This window comes from Stenotrophomonas indicatrix (assembly GCF_002750975.1).
GTDB classification, from domain to species: domain Bacteria; phylum Pseudomonadota; class Gammaproteobacteria; order Xanthomonadales; family Xanthomonadaceae; genus Stenotrophomonas; species Stenotrophomonas indicatrix.
In genome coordinates this window covers 2,094,128-2,114,004 of record NZ_PEJS01000001.1, presented here as the reverse complement: position 1 = coordinate 2,114,004, position 19,877 = coordinate 2,094,128, and the positions used below count along the sequence as shown (strand labels likewise).

10 protein-coding genes are annotated in these 19,877 nt (G+C 67.8%); 6 read left to right on the top strand and 4 right to left on the bottom strand.

Annotation, left to right across the window (positions count from 1 at the left end; translation table 11 throughout):
- The first annotated feature begins 33 nt into the window (after nucleotides 1-33).
- Nucleotides 34-12,435, top strand: a complete 12,402-nt coding sequence (locus CR918_RS09765; RefSeq protein WP_099842640.1) for a filamentous haemagglutinin family protein — start codon at nucleotides 34-36, stop codon at nucleotides 12,433-12,435.
- Nucleotides 12,436-12,759: 324 nt separating this feature from the next.
- Here the strand turns inward: CR918_RS09765 and CR918_RS09760 are convergent, their stop codons facing one another.
- Genes CR918_RS09760 through gspH form a run of 3 tightly spaced genes read right to left on the bottom strand, consistent with a single transcriptional unit; the run spans nucleotide 12,760 to nucleotide 14,176 of the window.
- A complete protein-coding gene (locus CR918_RS09760) occupies nucleotides 12,760-13,374 on the bottom strand; it encodes a prepilin-type N-terminal cleavage/methylation domain-containing protein (RefSeq protein ID WP_099844321.1) in 615 nt (204 codons plus the stop codon).
- On the bottom strand, nucleotides 13,371-13,733 hold the full coding sequence (gspI, locus tag CR918_RS09755; RefSeq protein ID WP_025874376.1) for a type II secretion system minor pseudopilin GspI: 363 nt from the start codon (nucleotides 13,731-13,733) through the stop codon (nucleotides 13,371-13,373). The genes CR918_RS09760 and gspI overlap by 4 nt, the downstream gene beginning before the upstream one ends.
- Nucleotides 13,730-14,176 carry a type II secretion system minor pseudopilin GspH gene (gspH, locus tag CR918_RS09750; protein WP_099842638.1) on the bottom strand — a complete coding sequence of 149 codons (447 nt, stop codon included), beginning with the start codon at nucleotides 14,174-14,176 and terminating at the stop codon, nucleotides 13,730-13,732. Before gspH ends, gspI begins: the two co-directional genes overlap by 4 nt.
- Nucleotides 14,177-14,292: 116 nt before the next feature.
- On the opposite strand from gspH, the gene CR918_RS09745 reads away from it, so the two are divergent.
- The gene (locus CR918_RS09745) at nucleotides 14,293-14,751 is read left to right on the top strand and encodes a general secretion pathway protein (protein ID WP_099842636.1); all 459 of its coding nucleotides are present in this window, start codon (nucleotides 14,293-14,295) and stop codon (nucleotides 14,749-14,751) included.
- Between the two features lie 7 nt (nucleotides 14,752-14,758).
- Here CR918_RS09745 and CR918_RS09740 read toward each other — a convergent pair whose 3' ends face one another.
- Nucleotides 14,759-15,100 (bottom strand): hypothetical protein, encoded by a 342-nt coding sequence (locus CR918_RS09740; protein ID WP_099842634.1) that lies wholly within the window; start codon nucleotides 15,098-15,100, stop codon nucleotides 14,759-14,761.
- 201 nt (nucleotides 15,101-15,301) lie between these two features.
- On the opposite strand from CR918_RS09740, the gene CR918_RS09735 reads away from it, so the two are divergent.
- From CR918_RS09735 to tolA, 4 genes are read left to right on the top strand one after another with little or no spacing between them, the layout of a single operon-like run.
- Nucleotides 15,302-16,924: a ShlB/FhaC/HecB family hemolysin secretion/activation protein gene (locus CR918_RS09735; RefSeq protein WP_099842632.1), complete on the top strand. Its 1,623-nt coding sequence runs from the start codon at nucleotides 15,302-15,304 to the stop codon at nucleotides 16,922-16,924.
- Between the two features lie 37 nt (nucleotides 16,925-16,961).
- Entirely contained in the window at nucleotides 16,962-18,746 is a 1,785-nt protein-coding gene (locus CR918_RS09730; RefSeq protein ID WP_099842630.1) for a DUF2341 domain-containing protein, read from the top strand.
- Between the two features lie 10 nt (nucleotides 18,747-18,756).
- The gene (locus tag CR918_RS09725) at nucleotides 18,757-19,170 is read left to right on the top strand and encodes an ExbD/TolR family protein (RefSeq protein WP_025874382.1); all 414 of its coding nucleotides are present in this window, start codon (nucleotides 18,757-18,759) and stop codon (nucleotides 19,168-19,170) included.
- Between the two features lie 3 nt (nucleotides 19,171-19,173).
- Nucleotides 19,174-19,875 (top strand): cell envelope integrity protein TolA, encoded by a 702-nt coding sequence (gene tolA / locus CR918_RS09720; RefSeq protein ID WP_099842628.1) that lies wholly within the window; start codon nucleotides 19,174-19,176, stop codon nucleotides 19,873-19,875.
- The last annotated feature ends 2 nt before the right edge of the window (nucleotides 19,876-19,877 follow it).

The window sequence follows — 19,877 nt, the reverse complement described above, 5'->3', positions numbered from 1 at the left end:
CCGACGCGGCCCATCAGGTTGACGAGGTCCCCGATGTCGCACCCGCATTCGCCCGCCGCCCGTTTCTCCGCCTCCCTCTGGCGCAGCCACCCGATGGCCTGGGCCGTGGCCGTGGCGCTGGGCAGCGTGGTCGCTCCTGCCAGCCAGGCGCAGCAGGCCTTCAGCCCCGGCTGGTTCGCCGACCGCGGCGCCGCCCAAGGTGCGGCAGCGCAGAGTGGCCGTATGCCCAATGGCGCGCCGATCCAGTTCCAGCTGCCTGCACACCAGCAGGATGCGGCGCGACAGAAGCTGCAGCAGTCGATCGACAACCTCGGCACGGCCGCGCAGGCCATCGCATTGCAACAGCGCATGCAGGAGCAGGCCAGGCAGGCGCGACGGGAGGCGGGCTTCGTGGTGGCCGATGGGCTGGGCAAGGATGGCCTGAAGGTGGACGAGAATCCGCTGACCCGTGGCTGGATCAATGCCCGCGAAGCGACCCAGTCGCAGGGCGCCGACGGCCGGGTGCAGGTCAGCATCGAGCAGACCGCCGACCAGGCGATCCTGAACTGGGAAACCTTCAACATCGGTGGCAACACCACGCTGAATTTCCTGCAGAACGCTGACTGGGCCGTGTTGAACCGGGTCAATGATCCGGCCGCAAGGCCCAGTCAGATTCTCGGCCAGCTGAAGGCCAATGGCACGGTGTTCGTTGCCAACCGCAACGGCGTGGTGTTCGGCAACAACAGCCAGGTCAACGTCCGCAACCTGGTGGCTGCTGCAGCACGTATCAGCGACGCGCAGTTCCGTGACAACGGTCTGTACAGCGTTGATGCGAACACGTCCGCCCTGACCGATGCGGTGGGCAAGATCATGGTTGAACGTGGTGCGCGCATCACCACGCATGAGCCCACCAGCGCAACGCGCGGCGGAGGCTATGTGCTGCTGGCCGGCCACAGCGTGGAGAATGCGGGCCAGATCGAAACCCGGAGGGGCCAGACCCAGCTGGCGGCCGGCGACAGTTTCGTGATCCGCCGTGGCGCGGGTACGGCGCAGAACACGGCTTCGACCACGCGGGGCAATGAGATCGCGCCGCGCTTCGCCACCGACAGCACGGCCGGCAGCGTTCGCAACAGCGGTCTGATCCAAGCGCGCGAGGGCGACGTCACTCTTGCCGGCCGCACGGTCGAACAGGCCGGCGTGGCGGTGGCCACAACGACGTTGAACCAGCGCGGCACCGTGCATCTGCTGAGTTCGTCCTCCGACAGCAAGGGCAGCGTGACCCTGGCCACGGGTTCGACGACGGCAGTGCTGATCGAAGATGATGGCAAGAGCACCGCGCTTGACAGCCAGCGCGACGCCCTCATCAGGGAATCGGCCGAGCAGGACAAGCTTCGTGCCGCCAGCAACAGTGGCACCTTCGACAATCTCTCGCGGCTGCAGGACCGCCGGGAGCAATCACGCATCGAAGTCGTCTCCGGCGGCGATGTGAACTTCCAGGCCGGCTCGCTGGCGGTGGCCACCGGCGGCCAGGTGATCGCCGACGCCAGCCGGCGCAGCTACCTGGATGATGGCGCGCGCGTGGACGTCTCCGGTGCGGTGGGCGTGCAGGTGGCGATGGAGAGCAACAACGTCAAGGTGAAGGTGCAGGGCAACGAGCTGCGCGATTCGCCGGACAACCGTGACAGCGGCAAGCTGATCAGCAGCGAGGTGTGGATCGACCGCCGCCAGTTGATCGAAGTTGCCGCCGGTACCGGTGGCTATGAAGGTACGCGCTGGTATGCCGGCGGCGGCCTGCTGGAAGTGGGTGGCTACCTGGACAATCAGGGGCATTCGATCAGCGAATGGGCGGCGCAGGGCGGCACCGTCCAGCTGGCAGGCAAGGAAGTGGTCAGCCACGCCGGTTCGCGCATCAATCTGGCCGGTGGCAGCCTGGATGTGCAGTCCGGCGTGGTCCAGCAGAGCTGGCTGCGTGGGCGCGATGGCCAGTTGTACCGGCTTGACGATGCGCCGGCGGAGATGCTGTACGACGGTCTGTATCAGGGCTACGAACTGAAGCAGGAGCGTTGGGGGGTTACCGAATCCTTCCGCAATCCACTGGTTGCCCCTGGCCAGCGCTTCGACAATGGCTACACCGTGGGACGCGACGCCGGCCGCCTGTTGATCTCGGCGCCCACGGCCGTCCTGCAGGGCCAGGTGGATACGGTGGCCTTCCAGGGCGTGCAGCAGACGCGCCGCCCAGACCAGGGACAGGACGGGTACACGCAGGCGCAGACGGCGGCGGCCCGCAACGCCCAGCTTTGGCTTGGGCGTTTCGACAACACCGGGCGCAGTGCAGTGTTCGATTCGCAGGTCCGCATCGGAGAGCTCCAGGCCGACACCCCGCCGTGGACGCTGCAGGCGCCGGTCGGGGAAGCACAGCGCAATACCGTGTGGTTGGACAGTGAGGTCCTGAGCGCCCAGCGTTGGGGGCAGGTGGACCTCGCTTCGGCCGGCCGCATCGATCTGGATGGCACGCTCAGGTTGCAGGAGGGCGGCAGGCTTGGCCTTGCCGCAAGCCGCGTCAGCCTCGGCGGAACGGTGCAGATTGCCGGCGGCCAGGTGGAGGCCGGCAACCTGCTTCTGGTGCTCGGCAGGCCGACGGCCCTGCTGTCCTCCGGGCGCGGCGCGCTCGATGTTGCGGCGGGCGCGCGGATCGATCTTGGCGGCGGCTGGAGCAACGCGCTTGCCGCGCCGGAAGGCGGTCCCGCACAGGCGTGGATCGACGGTGGACAGCTGCGCTTCAACGGCAGCCACGACATCAACGTGGGCGAGGGTGCACGGATTTCGGTGGATGCCGGTGGTGTCATCGATGCCAATGGCAAGGGGCGCGTGGGCAAGGGGGGCAGTGTCAGCCTGCTCGCGGCCAGCACCGAGGTCGCCACCGACGGCAGTGGCCGGCTGCGTATCGGCAAGGACGCACGCTTCAGTGCGCTCGGCAACGGCAGCGGCAACTTCACTTTGGCAACAGGCGGTGCGGTGGCCATCGGCGCGCCTGGCACGGACGCATCGGCGTCGTCGCTGCACTTGCAGGAAGCGCTGTTCAAGAGTGGCTTTGCCGGCTATGACATCGCCGGTCACAACGGCTTGACGGTTGAAGAGGGTACCCAGCTGCAGGTGGAACGACCGGCGCTGCGGCTGGCCGAGGTCGCACAGCAGGCACTGGCCCGCGAGCAGGGTGTGCAGGCCTGGACGCCATCGTTGTATGAGGCCGATCCAACCAGCGGACGCGTGTCGCAGCGTGGCGGCGCCAGCCTGACACTGCGCGCCGGGCATCTGTTGTCCACGGCCGACCTGCGCGTTGGCAAGGGGGCCAGGATCGAGGTCGACCCGGGCCAGTCGATCGAACTGTTCAGCGCCGGCAACCTGATTGTGGCCGGTAGTCTGAAGGCGGCCGGCGGGCGCATCCGCCTGGACGAGGCATTCGATCCGTCGGGCGTACGCGGCGATGCACGCCGCGAGCGCCAGTGGACGATCACCGATGGCGCACTGCTTGACGTGAGCGGCGACACCGTTTCCCTGCCCGACGCGCGCAGGACGTTGCGCGGGCAGGTGCGCAAGGGCGGAACCATCGAGATCGGGGGGGCGCTGGACTGGGAGGACCAGGACAACGTGCGCCACCTGCCGCCCGATACCTTCGTGGTGGTGGAGCGCGGTGCACGGCTGGATGCGTCCGGTGCTTCGGCGCTGCTCGATATCGATGGCAGCGGGCGTACCCGGGTCGACAGCGATGGCGGCAGCATCGTGCTGCGTGCGGGCAATGCCCTGTACCTGCACGGCGAACTGGATGCAGCGGCGGGCGGCGACGGTGCGCGCGGTGGCACCCTTGGTGTTGCCTTCGGTGGCGGCACCTACGGCAGAACGGCAGACGGTAAGGAGGTGCTGGCGCCGCGGGTGATCTCGCTGACCCAGCACGCCGCGCAGACGGCGAGCCTGCCTGCACGCCTTGAATACGGCCATGCGGCACTGTCGGTGGAGCAGGTCGAGGCCGGTGGTTTCGATCATCTGGCCCTGTTCGGCGATATCCGCGCCCAGGGAGATGTCAATCTGCGCATGGACCAGAGCCTGCGCCTGCAAGGCGTGAACGAGCGATACCTCGGCTTCGTCCCGGGCAACAGCGCGGGCAGCCGCCTGCAACTGGCCGCGCCGTATGTCCGCCTTGCGCAGGGGCGCTGGTGGCAGCCGGCCGGGGAAGGCACGCTGCGCCCGCTGGAGGCACCGTTCGATACCGGCCGGCAGCATCGCCTGGAGGTGGACGCCGATCTGATCGAGCTGCGCGACGTCACCTGGCTGGCCGGCTTTGATCAGGTCGGGCTGCGCAGCAGCGGCGACATCCGCATGCTGGCGCCAGTCGCCAGCACTTCACGAATCTCCACGCTGGCAAGCCCGGGTTCGATCGATATCAGCGCCGCACGCCTGTACCCTGCGGCCAAGGCCCAGGGACGCATCGTGGCCGGCGTTCCCGACATCGGTCCCTCGGGCGTGCCGTCCTGGCAGAACCCCGACGCCGTGCTGCGCATCCATGGCATTGCGGGCGGCGCGCAACCGGCACCGGATTCTGCGTTCGGCAGCCTGGAGCTGGTGGCGGCAACGGTGGTGCAGGGCGGCACGGTGCAGGCGCCGTGGGGCCGCGTGCAGCTGGGCGGCAACGAGTTCAACTCGAATCGTGCCAGCCGTGTCGATCTGCTTGCCGGCAGCGTGACCTCCATCAGTGGCGCCGGGCTGGCGCTGCCCTTTGGCGGCACCGTGGACGGTGTGAGCTGGCGCCGCAACGGCGCCGACTTCGATGTACTGGGCCCCGGCTCGACCAACATCCCGATCGGTATCGACATCGTGGCCAATGCCTTCAGTGGCGCGGCGGGCAGCGTGCTGGATGTGTCCGGCGGAGGCGAGCTGTCCGGTGCCGCGTTCGTGGCAGGGCGCGGTGGCTCGGTGGACATCCTGCGGCATGCGCTGGCGGATGCGAACCCGCGCTACCGCTTCAGCGGCAGTGACAATGCGGTCTACGCGATCATGCCGGGACGCTCGGGCACGCAGGCGCCGCTGGGCACCGCTGACGGCAGTGCCGATCCGCGCGTTGGCCAACAGATCATCATAACCGCCGGCGTTCCCGGCCTTCCTGCGGGAACCTACACGTTGCTGCCGGCCAGCTACGCCCTGCAGAAGGGCGCATTCCGCGTCGAAGTTGGCGCCGAAAGCGCCGTCGGCAGCCGCCAGCCAGTGGCGACCGGCACTGGCTCCTGGCGCGTCAGTGGACACCAGGCGCAGAGCCTGGGCGGTGGTGTCTCACCGCTGCTCACCGATCTGGTGCTGACGCCAGCGGAGGTGGTGCGCCGCCATGCCAGCTACAACGAGACCTCCTACAGCGCGTTCGTGCAGGGCGTGGCCGAGCGGCGTGGCGAAGCGCTGCGCTGGCGGCCGACCGACGCCGGCAACCTCAACCTGGTGTTTGGCGACGGCGCAGGACGTTCGGCCGTGCCGGCCGCGATCTTCCAGGGCCTGTCCCATTTCAACGCCGGCAGCAATGACGGGCGCGGCGGCACGCTTTCGGTCAACCTGCGCACCTCCGATGGCGCGGTGCTGGAGATTGCCACCGAAGGCGGCAGCGCCGGCAGCGGCAGCGGTGCAACCATCTTCGACTCCGCGCTCAATGCGTTCCGCCCGGAAACGATGCTGATTGGCGGCGTGCTGCGACGTGACGCGACGACCTATTCGCTGGAAGGCAGCGCGCGGCACATCGTGGTGCGCAACGGCGTCACCCTGACGGCGCAGGAAGTGCTGCTGTCGGCCGCGTTCGGAGGCAAGGGAATCCTGGTGGAGCAGGGCGCTTCGATCGATACCTTGACCGGGGCCGATCCGTCGCGTGTTGCGCAGCCCACGGCGCCCTACCTGGTGTCGGGCGGCCTGCTTGCCGTGTCCAACCAGCGCCTGACGGCGCTCAGTGCACAGGGCGGAGGCGCTGCAGGTCCGGTGGCGATCGACATCGGCGGATGCGTGGTGGACTGCAGCGGCCAGACCCGGTTGCTGTCGGCAGGCAGCATCAACGTGGTCACCGACGGCGCCCTGAACATTGGCGACGCGGTGAGCTACGGCACGCGCCAGCTCGGCCTGGGCATGTCGGCGCTCAACCTCGGCAGCGCCGAAGCCATTGCGGCGGCATCGGCGGCCGGCGGCCTGCCGGTCGGCATGACCATGAACCAGGAGGTGTTGCAGCGATTGCTGCGCGGAAACACCGCTACCGGCGCGCCGGCGCTGGAAGCCCTCAACCTGACCGCGCGCGATGCCATCAACGTGTTCGGCAGCGTGGACCTGGATACCCGTGAGGGCGCAACCGGACGCAGCAGCCTGCGCAGCCTGGTGCTGGGCGCACCGGCCATTCACGGTTACGGCACCGCGACCGATCGCGCGCGCATCTTCGCCGATACGCTGGTCTGGGACGGTACGCTGGCCGGCACCACATTGCCCGGCGGAGAGCAGACCCAGCCGGCCGGCGAGGCGATGCTGGGCCGGCTTGGCCAAGGACAGCTGGAAATCAATACACGGGTGCTGGAGTTGGGACGTGCGCCCCTCACCCGGCCCAGCTCGTCGGTGGCCGCGGATCGCCAGGTGCTCGGCTTCGCCGGCGTTACCCTGGCAGCATCGGATCGCATGTTGTTCTCCGGCAAGGGCAGTCTGGATGTCTTCCAGCGGCAGGGCGATTACGTGGCAGGCAGCGGCTGGCAGTTCAGCGGCGGCGCGCTGGATATCGTTACCCCGCTGCTGACCGGCAGTGCGGGCGCGCAGCTGGCAATCCGCAATGGCGGTACGGTGCAGTTGCGCGGTGCTGCGGCAACCGCGGGCAGCGATGCGTTGGGTGCGGAGTTGTCCATCACGACCGAACGCGTTGTGATCGACAGCCGGGTGGCGCTGGCGTCCGGCCGGTTCGAAGCCAATGCCCGCCAGGGCGTGGCGCTTGGCAGCAATGCAGTGCTGGACATGGCGGGGCGGAAGGTCAGCCTGTTCGACGTGGACAAGTACAGTTGGGGCGGCGACGTAGCGCTGTCGAGCCGTGACGGTGACATCGTTGCCGACGCGGCGTCGCGCATCGATCTTTCCGCCCGCAACAACCGCGGCGGCCGCTTGACGGTTTCCGCGCTGGGCGCGCAGGGCGGCCGTGTCGATCTGGCGGGTACGTTGCTTGGCGGCGCCAGTGGCCGCTACGACGCAGGTGGCACCGAAGTGCCCTACGACGGCGGCGAACTGGTGCTGCGTGCACGTCAGCTGCAGGATTTCTCCGGACTGAACACACGGCTTACCGCCGGCGGCATTACCGGTGGCCGGACTTTTCAGTTGAGTGAAGGCGACCTGCTGATCGGCGATGAAGTGAAGGCCCGCAACGTTGATGTCAGCGTCGATGGCGGCAGCCTGCAGGTCAATGGTCGCATCGATGCCAGCGGTGAACAGGTTGGCAGCATCCGCCTGTCGGCCCGTGATGTGCTGCGTATCGATGGCACATTGGACGCGCATGGCAGCGCCTTGCGCGTGGACAGCTACGGCAAGATCATCGACAGCCCGAACCGGGCCATGATCGAACTGACCTCGGCCAATGGCAGCGTGCAGCTGGGCGCTGCCTCTTCGATGGACCTGCGCGCCGGCACGTCGGTGGCCGCGGGGAGCGGCCCCGGCCAGAATGATGGCCGCGCACGCGGCAGCGTCAAGCTCAACGTGCCACGCGTGGGCAGCAACGACGCCGCGATCAATGTGGCCAGCGGCATCCGCATCGCCGGTGCCGCCGACGTCCAGGTAAACGCCTTCCGCAGCTATGATTCGGCGCCGCTGGCCAGCGCTCCGGATGTGCATGGCCATCGTCCGCAGGTGATCAACCAGCAATGGCTGGATACGGTGGTGGACCCGGACAACAGCCAGTGGATGAACGCCGCGCTGGTCAATACGGGATTGCAGCAGCGCACTGCCGCCTTGGGCAGCTACCGCCTGCGCCCCGGCGTGCAGATCGTGGCGCGGACCAGCAGTGACAACCCGCGTGGCGATCTGGTCGTGGCCGGCGATATCGATCTGTCCGGCTATCGCTACGGACCGCAGTCGAACCGGCTCGATCCTGCGCGCCGCGGCTTCGGTGAATCGGCCGCGCTGGTGCTGCGTGCCGAGGGCGATATCAATGTCTATGGCAGCATCAACGACGGCTTCGCGCCGCCGCCCGCCAATCCCGATGAGGACGGCTGGGTGTTGCTGGAAGGGCGCAGTAGCGGTACGCCCAACACCGCGTTCGGCGGCGACCTGATCGTGCCCGGCGAAGGTGTCCAGCTGCAGCGCGGCACCGAGTTCCGTGCTGGCGCCACGCTGAACTATGCACTGCCATTCGAGGCCGTAACCTTGCCGGCGGGAACCGTGCTGCCGGCGGAGATGGTGTTGTCCGGGCCGCTGCTGCTGCCCGCCGGTACCGTTCTGGGCGCGGCCGTGACGACAGGCAGCGGACAGGTGATGGCGGCCGGTACCGTGCTGGCACAGGCGCTGGCTTTGCAGTCCGGTGCCCGCCTGGGCGCTGGCTTCCGCCTGCGCACGCCGGCGCCGGTGGCCGCACAGGTGTGGCCGGCCGGTGTCGCCCTGCCCATGGCAATGAAGCTTTCCGGCGCACTGGACCTGCATGCCGGTGCGATCATCCCGTCGATGACCAAGGTGGAGCTGGCCGGCGATGCGCCGGTGAAGCTGCGAACGGCCGATGCCAGCGGGCGCCAGGGGCGCAACTGGGCGCTGGCGGCGATGCTGCCCGACGGCACCACGTCGTGGGATCTGACCGCAGTGGGCGGTGCCGATACGGCGGCTGCCGATCCGCGGACCCGCCGTTGGGGTGGCGACGGCAGCATCGTGCTGGCCGACAGCCACTACAGCACCATCGGGACAGTAACCACGACGACAGAATGGAAGGGTGATCGCATCGTCAATCTGGAGGGTTCTCTGTACTGGTGGGGCGATGAGAGTCTGGCCGGAAAGTCACCTGCCGAGGTGGCCGAGATCATTGGGACCACCGAGGCGGAGATCTGTGGTGCAGGCTCCTTCTGCGGCCCCGCGCCGCGCCTGGTGGACAAGGAAGGCTCGCTGGCATGGTGGGGCGATGAATCCTGGGTCGGCCGCCCGGCTTCGGAACTGGGTGCCGAGATGGGCATGTCGGAGGAAGAGATCTGCGCGGCAATGGGCTACTGCTATGGCGGCGGCACGCTGACGGAAGTCACGACCTATGGCAAGCGGCTGGGGGCACCGGCCTGGAGCGTGCTGCGTACCGGCAAGGGTGATCTGGCACTGCTGGCCGCGCAGGACGTTCGCATGAAGTCCGGCTTCGGCGTGTACACCGCAGGTGCGCCGACGTTGTTGGGCGATGGCAACGACGCGCGCTTCAACGCGGCACGTGCGCCGAAACCGATGAACACCGCGCTGCTCGGCGCGACGCAGGCCTCCGGATCCTATGACGCGGCCATCGCCGGCTACCAGGCGTGGTACCCGGACCAGGGCGGCAATCTGCGTGTTGAAGCGGGGCGGGACATCATCGGCGATGTCTGGACCGGCCGCTCCGAATCGGGCACGGCGCAACGTGACCAGGCCGGGCATTCCAGTGCCGCGGTGGGAAGCTGGCTGTGGCGGCAGGGTTCGGGCACGACGGAAGGTGTGCAGACCACAGCAACCAGCTGGTGGATCAACTTCGGCACCTACAGCACCGTCGGCGCCGAACTGGACGCGACGCCCCGCATGGTCGGCTTCACCGGCTTCGGCACGTTGGGAGGGGGCAATCTGTCCCTGGAAGCAGGCCGCCACTCGGGCGTGATCTCGCCGATGGGCAATGCCCTGGGCTTGTTGACGGCGCCCCATTCCAGCGCGATCGTCGCTGCGGTCGGATCGACCGGACGCGTCAGCGACGGTGAGCTGCATCTGACGGGGGGCGGCGACCTGACGCTGCGAAGCGGCGGAGCGCTCAACCCCGGCCTGCGCGCGAGCGCGCAGCAGCCCGAAGGTTTCCTGCAGGATCTGGATCTCAATGGCGCCGTGACCAATCTACGCGGCAGCACACTGCTGCAGGCGGCGCACATTGGTGGTGTCAGTGCGATACAGAGCAGCTACGGAACGTTGGGGCTGAAGAATCCGTTCGTGGCCGACGCCCCGGTGGCGATGGCGGGGCCGGTGCTCATCCTGGGTGATTCCACCGCGCTGGTGCAGGCGCGCGGCGATGTGGTGCTGGGCAGTGCGGCCGACCCCGGGCGGGTGCCGGTGGCCAATTTCAACGATATCCTGCTGGACGATGGCAGCCACGCGTCGGGCTCGAGCTGGTTCTCGCTGTGGACACAACGCACCGCACTGGACCTGTTCTCGGCAGGCGGGAACCTTTCGCCGGGCCTGGTCGGCACGCAGCATGTCAGCGGAAGCAACCAGGGCAGGGAGGTGATAGACATCAGCCCCAGCGATGGTGACGTCATCCTCAACTACTGGTTGTATCCGTCCCGGTTCAGCGCCGTGGCGGCCTCCGGCAACATCAATCTCGCCAGTCTGCGGGCGAGCGGCGCCACCCTCGGTGCCCAGGATGTCATCCTGCTGGCGCCCTCGGCGTCGGGTCGACTGGAGGTGCTGGCAGGAGGTTCCATCCTGGCTGCCGAACAGGCCACCCAGATTGTGCGCTCCAGCAGTGATGCCCGCGTTCCGGGCCCGTTCGATCCGGGCTTCATCGCGCGGGGGCCGGGAAATGCCGGAACCGTGCGCAGCAACGTATCCGTGGACGGGGGCAGGGCCGACCCTGAGGCCGTGCTGCCGTATTTCGCGTTCGGTCCCAATACAGCGCTCGGCGCGCTGCTACCAACTACCCCAGCTGTAGCCAGCAGATTCTATGCCGTGGCCGGCGACATCATCGGGCTGGGCAGCGGCAGCAGGCGGCAGTTGTCGCGCGATACGGGGAACAACGGGCGCACCGTGTTCGACTGGTACGAAGCGGGCTCGGCAGTACAGCTGCGCGCCGGTCGCGATGTCATCAATGCAAACGTTACCGCGCTCAACACCAGCAGTACCGATATCAGTGGGATCGACGCGGGCCGCGACATCATCCGCAGCAATCTGACGGTGGCCGGCCCCGGCAATGTCGAGGTCAGCGCCGGCCGCCAGCTGCGCCAGGAAGAGGCGGGAAGCATCGTCAGCCTCGGCGGTATCGTGCAGGGTGACACCCGGCCGGGTGCGAGCATTGCGGTGACCGCAGGCAACCAGCATCTTGATTTCGATGCACTGCGCGCACGCTATCTGGATCCGGCCGCGCTCGCCGACCCGGCGCAATCGCTGGCTTCGCAGCCCGGCAAGGCGGTCAAGATCTACGACAAGGAACTGAAGCAGTGGCTGCAGCAGCGCTTCGGTACATCCAGCGAAGGCTTGGATGCACTGGCCGTGTTCGACGCATTGCCGAAGGAGCAGCAGCGCATCTTCCTGCGCCAGGTCTACTACGCTGAACTGCGCGAAGGTGGTCGTGAGTACACCAATGCAGAAGGGCCGCGCTTCGGTTCCTACCTGCGCGGTCGCGAGGCCATCGCCACGCTGATGCCGGACAAGGATGCCAATGGCGCAACGATCAACCGTACCGGCGATATCGTGATGTATGGCGGCTCCGGTGTGCGCACCGAAGCGGGTGGCAACATCGAGCTGATGGCGCCAGGCGGGCAGATCGTGGTGGGCGTGCAGGGCGTGGTGCCTCCCGCAAGTGCGGGCCTGGTCACCCAGGGGCACGGTGACATCCGTCTGTTCAGCCAGGACAGCGTGCTGCTGGGCCTGTCGCGGGTGATGACCACCTTTGGTGGTGACATCCTGGCGTGGTCCGAGCAGGGCGACATCAACGCCGGCCGTGGCTCGCAGACCACGCTGCTGTACACCCCACCGCGTCGGGTCTACGACACCTGGGGCAACGTCATCCTGTCGCCGCAGGCACCGGCCAGCGGCGCCGGCATCGCAACGTTGAACCCGATCGCCGAAGTGGCGCCGGGCGATGTCGACCTGATCGCGCCGCTGGGCACCATCGATGCCGGCGAGGCGGGTATCCGCGTGTCGGGCAACATCAACCTGGCGGCACTGCAGGTGCTCAACGCCGCCAATATCCAGGTGCAGGGCGACAGCAAGGGCCTGCCGGTACTGGCCTCGGTGAACGTCAACGCGCTCGCGTCGGCAAGCGCTGCGGCCAACAGCGCCAGCCAGGCCGCACAGGACGTGATGCGCAAGAGCCAGGACGATGCGCGGCGCAACCAGCCGTCGGTGATCAGCGTGCAGATCCTGGGCTTCGGCAGTGCCAGCAGCAGCATCGACCCGCCAACGCGCGGAAACACGGCCGCCGCCACGGGCTACGACGTCAACAGCGCCTTCCAGTTCCCGCAGGCGCGCGCAGACGCGGGCAAGCAGCAGGTGCAGTAGACCGACGCCATACGTGAATGGAGGAGCGGTGCGGGCCAAGGTCCGCACCCACCACGCGCAGAACAGAGGATCGGGCCAGCTGCCAGGGAACGGTGGCGGCCCCAGCCAGGACGGCACCGAGGGCAAGGAGCAGCCATCAGCGGTGAGGACCACCGACACGGCGCCGCCGGGCGCGGGACAGCGCCCGGCGGCAGGAGGGCGGTAGATCCACGCCATGCGTGGATGCCTCTCAGTAGATCCACGCCACGCGTGGATGCAGTCCAGTAGATCCACGCCATGCGTGGATGCAGTCCAGTAGATCCACGCCATGCGTGGATGCTCCTCTCAGAGCGCCACCACCCGCCGGTAATTCAACGGCCCGCGCCCATCACGCAACCCCAACCGCAACTCCAGACCGGTAGCCGGCAATACCTCGCCCTGGCTCGGCAGCATCGCCCAACCCACCCCTGGCTGCCACGCCCGCACCTCGAAGCGCTGCACATCACGTGCCACCAGCAACCCGCGCGTTGGCTCGGGCGCCGGCAGCGGATAATGATCGGAAGGCGTACCGCTGGCACGCCACAACGTGCTGCCTTGCCGCCACCAGCGAACGCGCTGCCACTGCAGCCCATCACTACCGACGCTGCGGGTGATCTCCAGCGTGAAGCCACCATCGGGGTGGCGCTCACTGGTCAACGACGGCGGCAGCAGCCGCGCGGGTTGATCGGCCGGGCGCACCGCGCCGTTCATCAGCGCATCGTCAGCGCGCATCTCGATATCGCGCTGGAACTGCTGCAGCACCCGCATCGCCGTGCTGGTCTCGGCATCGGCCTGGCGCAGGCGCTGGTCCGTATTGGCCACGCTGTCCAGGGCGCGCCAGCAGATCACCGCCAGCACGCCCATGATGGTGATGGCGATCATCACCTCGATCAGGGTGAAACCGCCCGCCGCGCGTTTCATGGCGCCGCCGTCCACGGCAACTGCAGGCGCGTCAGCGATTGTTTCGGTGCATCTTCGGCCACCACGCTCAACTCCAGCTGCGGTTGTCCGTCGGCGCCATTGCCCAGGTGCTGCTGCACCAGGAAGCGGGTGCGCCCCTGCAGGCACAGCAGACGTGCATCGCCGGGAGGCTGTGCGGACAGACGCAGCTCCTGCCAGCGGTCCTGCGCGCACAACAGGGCCAGCCGACGGTCACGCAGACGCGACTGGTCATCGGTCGCCACCGCCACCGAGCGCATCACCGCCGCCAATGCGATGGCCACGATGGCCAACGCGATCAGCACCTCGATCAACGTGAATCCGTGTTGCTGTCTTTTCACTGCAGGACCTGCAATTGTCCGCTGCCATCATCACGAAGACGCAGTCGACGCCCGTCCAGCGACAACGCCAGCTCCCACGGCACACCAATCCATTCGGGGCTCAGCTCGATGGCGGCCATGGGTTGAACGGTGATGCCACGGGTCTGCCACTGCTGGGGGCGCAGCAGGTCATCGCGCCGCAGCTCGACCCAGCCCTGGCTGTCGCGGCGGCTGAAGCGGTAGCCCTCTGAAGTGGCCTGCCAGCGGATCGGCCGACCATCGATGCGCGCTTCATCGCGAGCGACCTGCAGGCGCTGCGCCAGCCGCTCCGATTCCTGGCGCAGCTGCCGCGCAGGGTCGAGCAGGCTGCCCAGGCCGAGTCCGATACCCGCCGTGCAGATGCCGATGATGACCAGCACCACCATCAGTTCGATCAGGGTGAAACCGCGTGGCCTGCGTTGCATCGCACATCGCTTCCCGTCCTTGCCGATACCTGCCAGCGTAGGCGCGGATGATGAAACAAAAGCGTCAGCGTCAGCTGCTAGCGTGGCCGCACAGGAACCTGGCGAAGGTGCGGAACATGGACGGCAGGCGTTGGGATCGCAATCGCACGTTGACCCTGCTGGCGGCCATGCTGCTGCTGACCGTGGCGGGATACTGGGGCATGGCCCTGTTCATGGCGCCGGCTCGCGCTGCCGCCGCCACGGTGCAGGTCGCCGTACCCGCTGCCCCGGCCTTCGACGACGCTGCGAGCGCACCGCTGGTGCGGCTGCTTTCGCCAGGTGCAGTACAGACCGAGGTGACCGTGCTGGGGGTGATGGCAGGGCGGCAGGCGCCACTGGCATTGCTGTCGGTGGATGGGGCGCCTGCCCAGGCCTATGCACCGGGCCAGCGTCTCGGCCCATCCACGGTCCTGGCAGCAATCAGCGCGAACGCGGTTGAACTGCAACAGGCAGGCCAGCCGCGCTCGCTGCTCGTGCCCGAACTGCCGCCCATGCCTACCGATGGCATCGTTCCCGCCGCCGTGGGACGGCACTGAACACGGCTCAGCGCGCTGGGCGCTGTGGCACCACCGAACGCCCGAACGCATCGCCCATGCGTTGCCGCGTGCCCTCCAGGTTGTACTGCAGCAACTGGTTGCCGGGCTTGCGCATCAAGCGTTCGGCCTCGGGAAGATTGGGATGGAGGGCGTTGTTCTCTGCCGGCGCCAGCTTGCGTTGCAGGCAGTCCCAGGCGGGGATGCGCTCGCCATTGACCTGTACTTCGATGCATGGCGCTGCATCTGGCTGTTTGGCAGCCTGCTCGGCCCGCGCCCAGGGCGAAGCCAGAGCCAGAACCAACGTCAGGCAGAGGGCAGGGCGGTTTGGCGTAAGCAGAGTGGTGTGCATCCTGAATCACCCGAGGCAGCAAGCGCTTTGCAATGAAGACGTGTGCCAGGCGAAGTGTCCGCCTGCGCCTGTTTCAGCATCGTCAACAGATGACAGTGCTGTCACAAAACTGTTGGCGGTTTTGACGCGGCCTGCACGTCCTGTTGGTAGACCCACGCGCCGCTCCCTGGCCATTCCCTTCGATACGACGCGATGCCTTCGATGACTCCCGTTCCGTGCCGTGCCGTTCGCCTTCCGCTGCGCCTGCATCCCTTGCTGCTGGCCCTGGCGTCGCTGCCGTCTCCAGCGTTCGCGCAGGACGCCGCGCCAGCGCCCACGGTGAACATCAACGAGTACATCGTGCGCGGCAACACCGTGCTCGATGCGCGCCAGATCGAACGCGCGGTCGAACCGTTCCTCGGCCCCGGCAAAACGCTCGCCGATGTCGAGAAGGCGCGCGATGCAGTCAACGCGCTGTACCAGCAGGCCGGCTACCAATCGGTCTATGTGGAGCTGCCCGAGCAGCAGGTCAACGCGGGCGTGGTGCTGCTGAAGGTGCAGCAGACGCCCATTGGCCAGCTGCGCGTGGTCGGTGCCCGCCATGACTCACCCGAGCGCATCCGTGAGCGGGTGCCGTCGTTGGCTGAAGGGCGCGTGCCCGATTTCGACCAGGCACAGAAGGAACTGACGGCGCTGAACGAAGGGGGCCGCCGTCAGGTGATGCCATTGGTGCGCGAAGGCCAGGTGCCGGGCACCATGGATGTGGACCTGCAGGTGGAAGAAAAGTCACCCTGGCGTGCCAGTGCGGCGCTCAACAACGACCACAGCGCCGATACCGAGAAGCTGCGCCTGAGTGCATCGCTGGCCCACGACAACCTGTGGCGGCGCGGCCACAGTGCGAGCATCGGCGTGTTCATCGCGCCGGAAGACACCCACCAGGCAAAGGTGTTCTCCGCCGCCTACACCGTTCCCTTCGAGGGCACGCCGTGGAGTCTTGAGGCATCGGGCTACACGTCCGACAGCCGCGTACTCAATGCCGGCGGACAAGGCGGCGCAGGCACGGGCACCGGCACCAACGTGATCGGCAACGGTCATTCGATCGGTCTCAAGCTCAACTACCGCCTGCCGGGCAGCAGCGCTTGGTGGCGCCAGCTCAGCCTCGGCGTGGACTTCAAGGACACCGAAGAAGACACGCAGATGGGCAAGGACAGCCTGAAGACGCCCTTGAAGTACGCACCGGTCACGCTGGCCTTCGTCGGCGTGCGCCAGGGCGAGCACGATCAGCTGAGCATCAACACGCAGCTGGTGGCGGGAACCCGGCGTCTGTTCGGTTACGGCAGCAACGCCACCGATTTCGGTCAGAAGCGCTACTGGGCCGATCCGAGTTTCGTGGCCTTCAAGGCCGATGTCTCCAACACGCACACCTTCGGCAACGACTGGCAGTGGTCTGCGCGTGGCTCGCTGCAAGCGACCGATGCACCGCTGGTCTCGGCCGAACAGTTCGCCGCCGGCGGCATGTACACCGTGCGCGGCTACCTGTCGGCCGAAGCGATCGGCGACTACGGTGGCCTGGCCAACCTGGAATGGCGCACCCCGGCGTGGTCGCTGTGGAGCGGTACCGACCTGCGGCTGTACAGCTTCGCCGACGCGGCCTACCTGCGCCTGCGTCAGCCGCTGCCGGAACAGCGCGACAAGTACAACCTGGCGTCGGTCGGGCTGGGCGCGCAGCTGCGCCTGGGCGAACACCTGCAGCTGCGCCTGGACTACGCCTGGCCCTACGCCGATGGCCCGGTCACGCGCAAGGACGACCCGCGCCTGCATTTCAACATCAGCACCAGCTACTGACCCTTCCCTTGAGATGCGTTCTCCGGAGACCTTTTGCATGGACCGTCTGCTTTCCCGAATGTTGCTGCTGTTGGCTGCGCTGATCGCGCTGCCCGCCGCCGCGGCCGATGCCAACTGGTGGCAGGCCGAATGGAAGTACCGCAAGCCGATCACCGTCGACGCAGGCCCACAGGGCGCGGGGTTGACCGGCAACCCCGGGCGTACGCCGCTGCTGCTGCGCCTGCATACCGGCAACTTCGGTTTTGATGGCACCCAGGAGGGTGGCAACGACCTGCGTTTCGTTTCTGCCGACGGGCGTACGGTGCTGGCCCATCAGATCGAGCAGTTCGACCCGAACCTGGGCCTGGCCCTGGTCTGGGTGGACGTTCCGGCACTGACCGCCAGCGCGCCGCAGACGATCTGGATGTACTACGGCAATGCGAAGGCACCGGCCAGCGGCAATGGCCAGCAGGTGTTCGATCCGGACTACACGCTGGTCTACCACTTTGCCGAAGCCAATGCGCCGGCGCGTGATACCACGGCCTACGGCAACACGGCCGGTGCGGTAGTGCCTGCGGCGGAAAGCACGGTGATCGGGCGTGGCGTGCAGCTGGGCGCTGGTCCACTGCCGCTGCCGGCCAGTGCTTCGCTGGCACAGGAAGCGGGTGCGCCGCTTACCGTTTCTGCCTGGATCAAACCGGGCGCGCTGACCACCGCGCAGGCGATCTATGCCCGCGGCGACGGCAGCGCCGAGCTGGTGGTGGGGATCGACAACCGGGTGCCGTTCGTGCAGCTCAACGGTCAACGCAGCACGCCGGCGCAGCCGATTCCGGAAGGGCAGTGGGCGCATGTTGCGGTTACCGCCGAGAAAGGGTCGCTGCAGCTGTATCTGAACGGTCGCGTGGTGGCCCAGCTCAGTGGTGAGTTGCCGGCACTGACCACCGCAGCGGTGGTGGGTGCCGATGCGCCGGGCGCGGCGCAACCGCTGGCCAACTTCGATGGCGCGCTGGATGAACTGCGCATCTCACGCGTAGCACGCCCGGCGGCGCTGCTGCTGGCAGATGCCACCGCGCAGGGCGCCGATTCGCGCCTGATCAGCTACGGCGCCGACGAGCAGTCGGCCGGGCAGAGCCACTTCGCCTTCATCCTCAAGGCGATGCCGTTCGATGCCTGGGTGGTGGTCGCCATCCTCGGCCTGATGATGCTGTTGTCCTGGGCGATCATGATCGCCAAGAGCCGTCATTTCGGCCGCACCAGCAAGGCCAATGCGGTGTTCACCGAGAGCTTCAGCAAGCTCTCCGGCGTGCCGCTGCGCACGTTGTCCGAGATGGACCGGCAGGGCAAGGTGCCGACGGCGATGCACGATGGCTCGCTGTGGCGCATCTACCAGGTGGCCATCGATGAAATGCAGCAGCGTCATCAGCGCGATGGCAACTCCGGCTACCTGAGCGCGGCCACCATCGCCGCCATCCGCGCGTCGATGGATGCGGTGATGGTGCGCGAACAGGAAGCGATGGCGAGGCGCATGAACTGGCTGTCGACCACCATCGAGGGCGCACCGTATGTCGGTCTGTTCGGCACCGTGATCGGCATCATGCTGGTGTTCGTGGTGGCGGCGATGGCCGGTGCGGTGGACATCAACTCGGTGGCCCCGGGCATGGCGGCAGCGCTGCTGTGTACCGCCGCCGGCCTGGGCGTCGCGATTCCTGCGCTGTTCGGCTACAACTGGCTGGGGGCACGCGCCGAAGCGATCGGCGCCGACATGGCGGTGTTCATCGACGAGTTCGCCGCCCGCCTGGCCGAAGAGCAGGACGGGCGCGGCCCGGCCGTGGTCCAGGGCTGAGGGGCCGGCCATGGGCTACAAGGCGAAGTTCGGCATCAAGAAGCGCGAGAAGGGCATCAACGTGACGCCCTTCGTCGACGTGCTGCTGGTGGTGTTGGTGATCTTCATCCTGACCAGCAACGCCTCCATTCCCGGCATCGAGGTCAACCTGCCGAAGGCCAGCAACAGCACCGCACTGGAGAAGCCCAAGACCAAGGCGATCACCATCGACCCCAGCGGCCAGGTGTTCCTGGATGCCTACCCGGTGACGATGACCGAGCTGGAGGACCGCCTGCGTACCGAACGGGCAACCTCGCCGGATTTCCCGGTGATCGTGCGCGGTGATGCGCAGGTGCAGTACGCACGCGTGGTCGAGGTGCTGGATCTGCTGCGCCGGCTGGAGCTGGCCCAGGTCGGCCTGGTCACCGGCAAGGCGCAGGGCTGAGGCATGGCCGGTCATCGACCACCCCTGCAGGAGCCCGGTACGCGCGGACGCCAGTTGCTGGTGACGATCGCGCTGGTGCTGGCGGCGCTGCTGGTACTGGGTGTTGCCGTGTGGTGGCTGCTGTTCAAGGACACCGCCAGCACCCGCCGGCCGGTGGTGCAGCCGCCGATGCTGGCGTTGCCACCACCGCCGCCGCCTCCACCACCACCACCGGAAAAGCCGCCTGAGCCGGAGACGCCGCCGGAAGAGACCGTGCCCGAGCCGGAGCCGCTGGAGCAGCCAACGCCGGCCGAAGAACCGACGCCGACGCCGGACAACACCGACCCGGTGACCATGGACGCCGATGCACAGGCCGGTGGAGACAACTTCGGCATCCAGTCGGGCAGCGGCGGTGGCTCGTCCGGCGTTGGCCGCGGTGGTGCCGGCAACGCCAGCTATGGCCGCTACCTGGGCTATCTGATGCAGCAGGCGATTTCGCGCGATGCGCGGGTCAAGCGCCTGGCGTTCCAGCTGCAGGTGAATGTCTGGCTGGCGCCCGATGGCCGGCTGGAGAAGGTCGAGCTGGTGCGTGGCAGCGGCAACGAAGAGGCCGACGTGGCCGTGCTTGAAGCACTGCGACAGATCGGCAAGGTCGACCAGATGCCACCAGCGTCGCTGGATTTCCCCGCGCGCGTGCTGATCCAGGGGCGCCGTCCCGGCGCGTGACC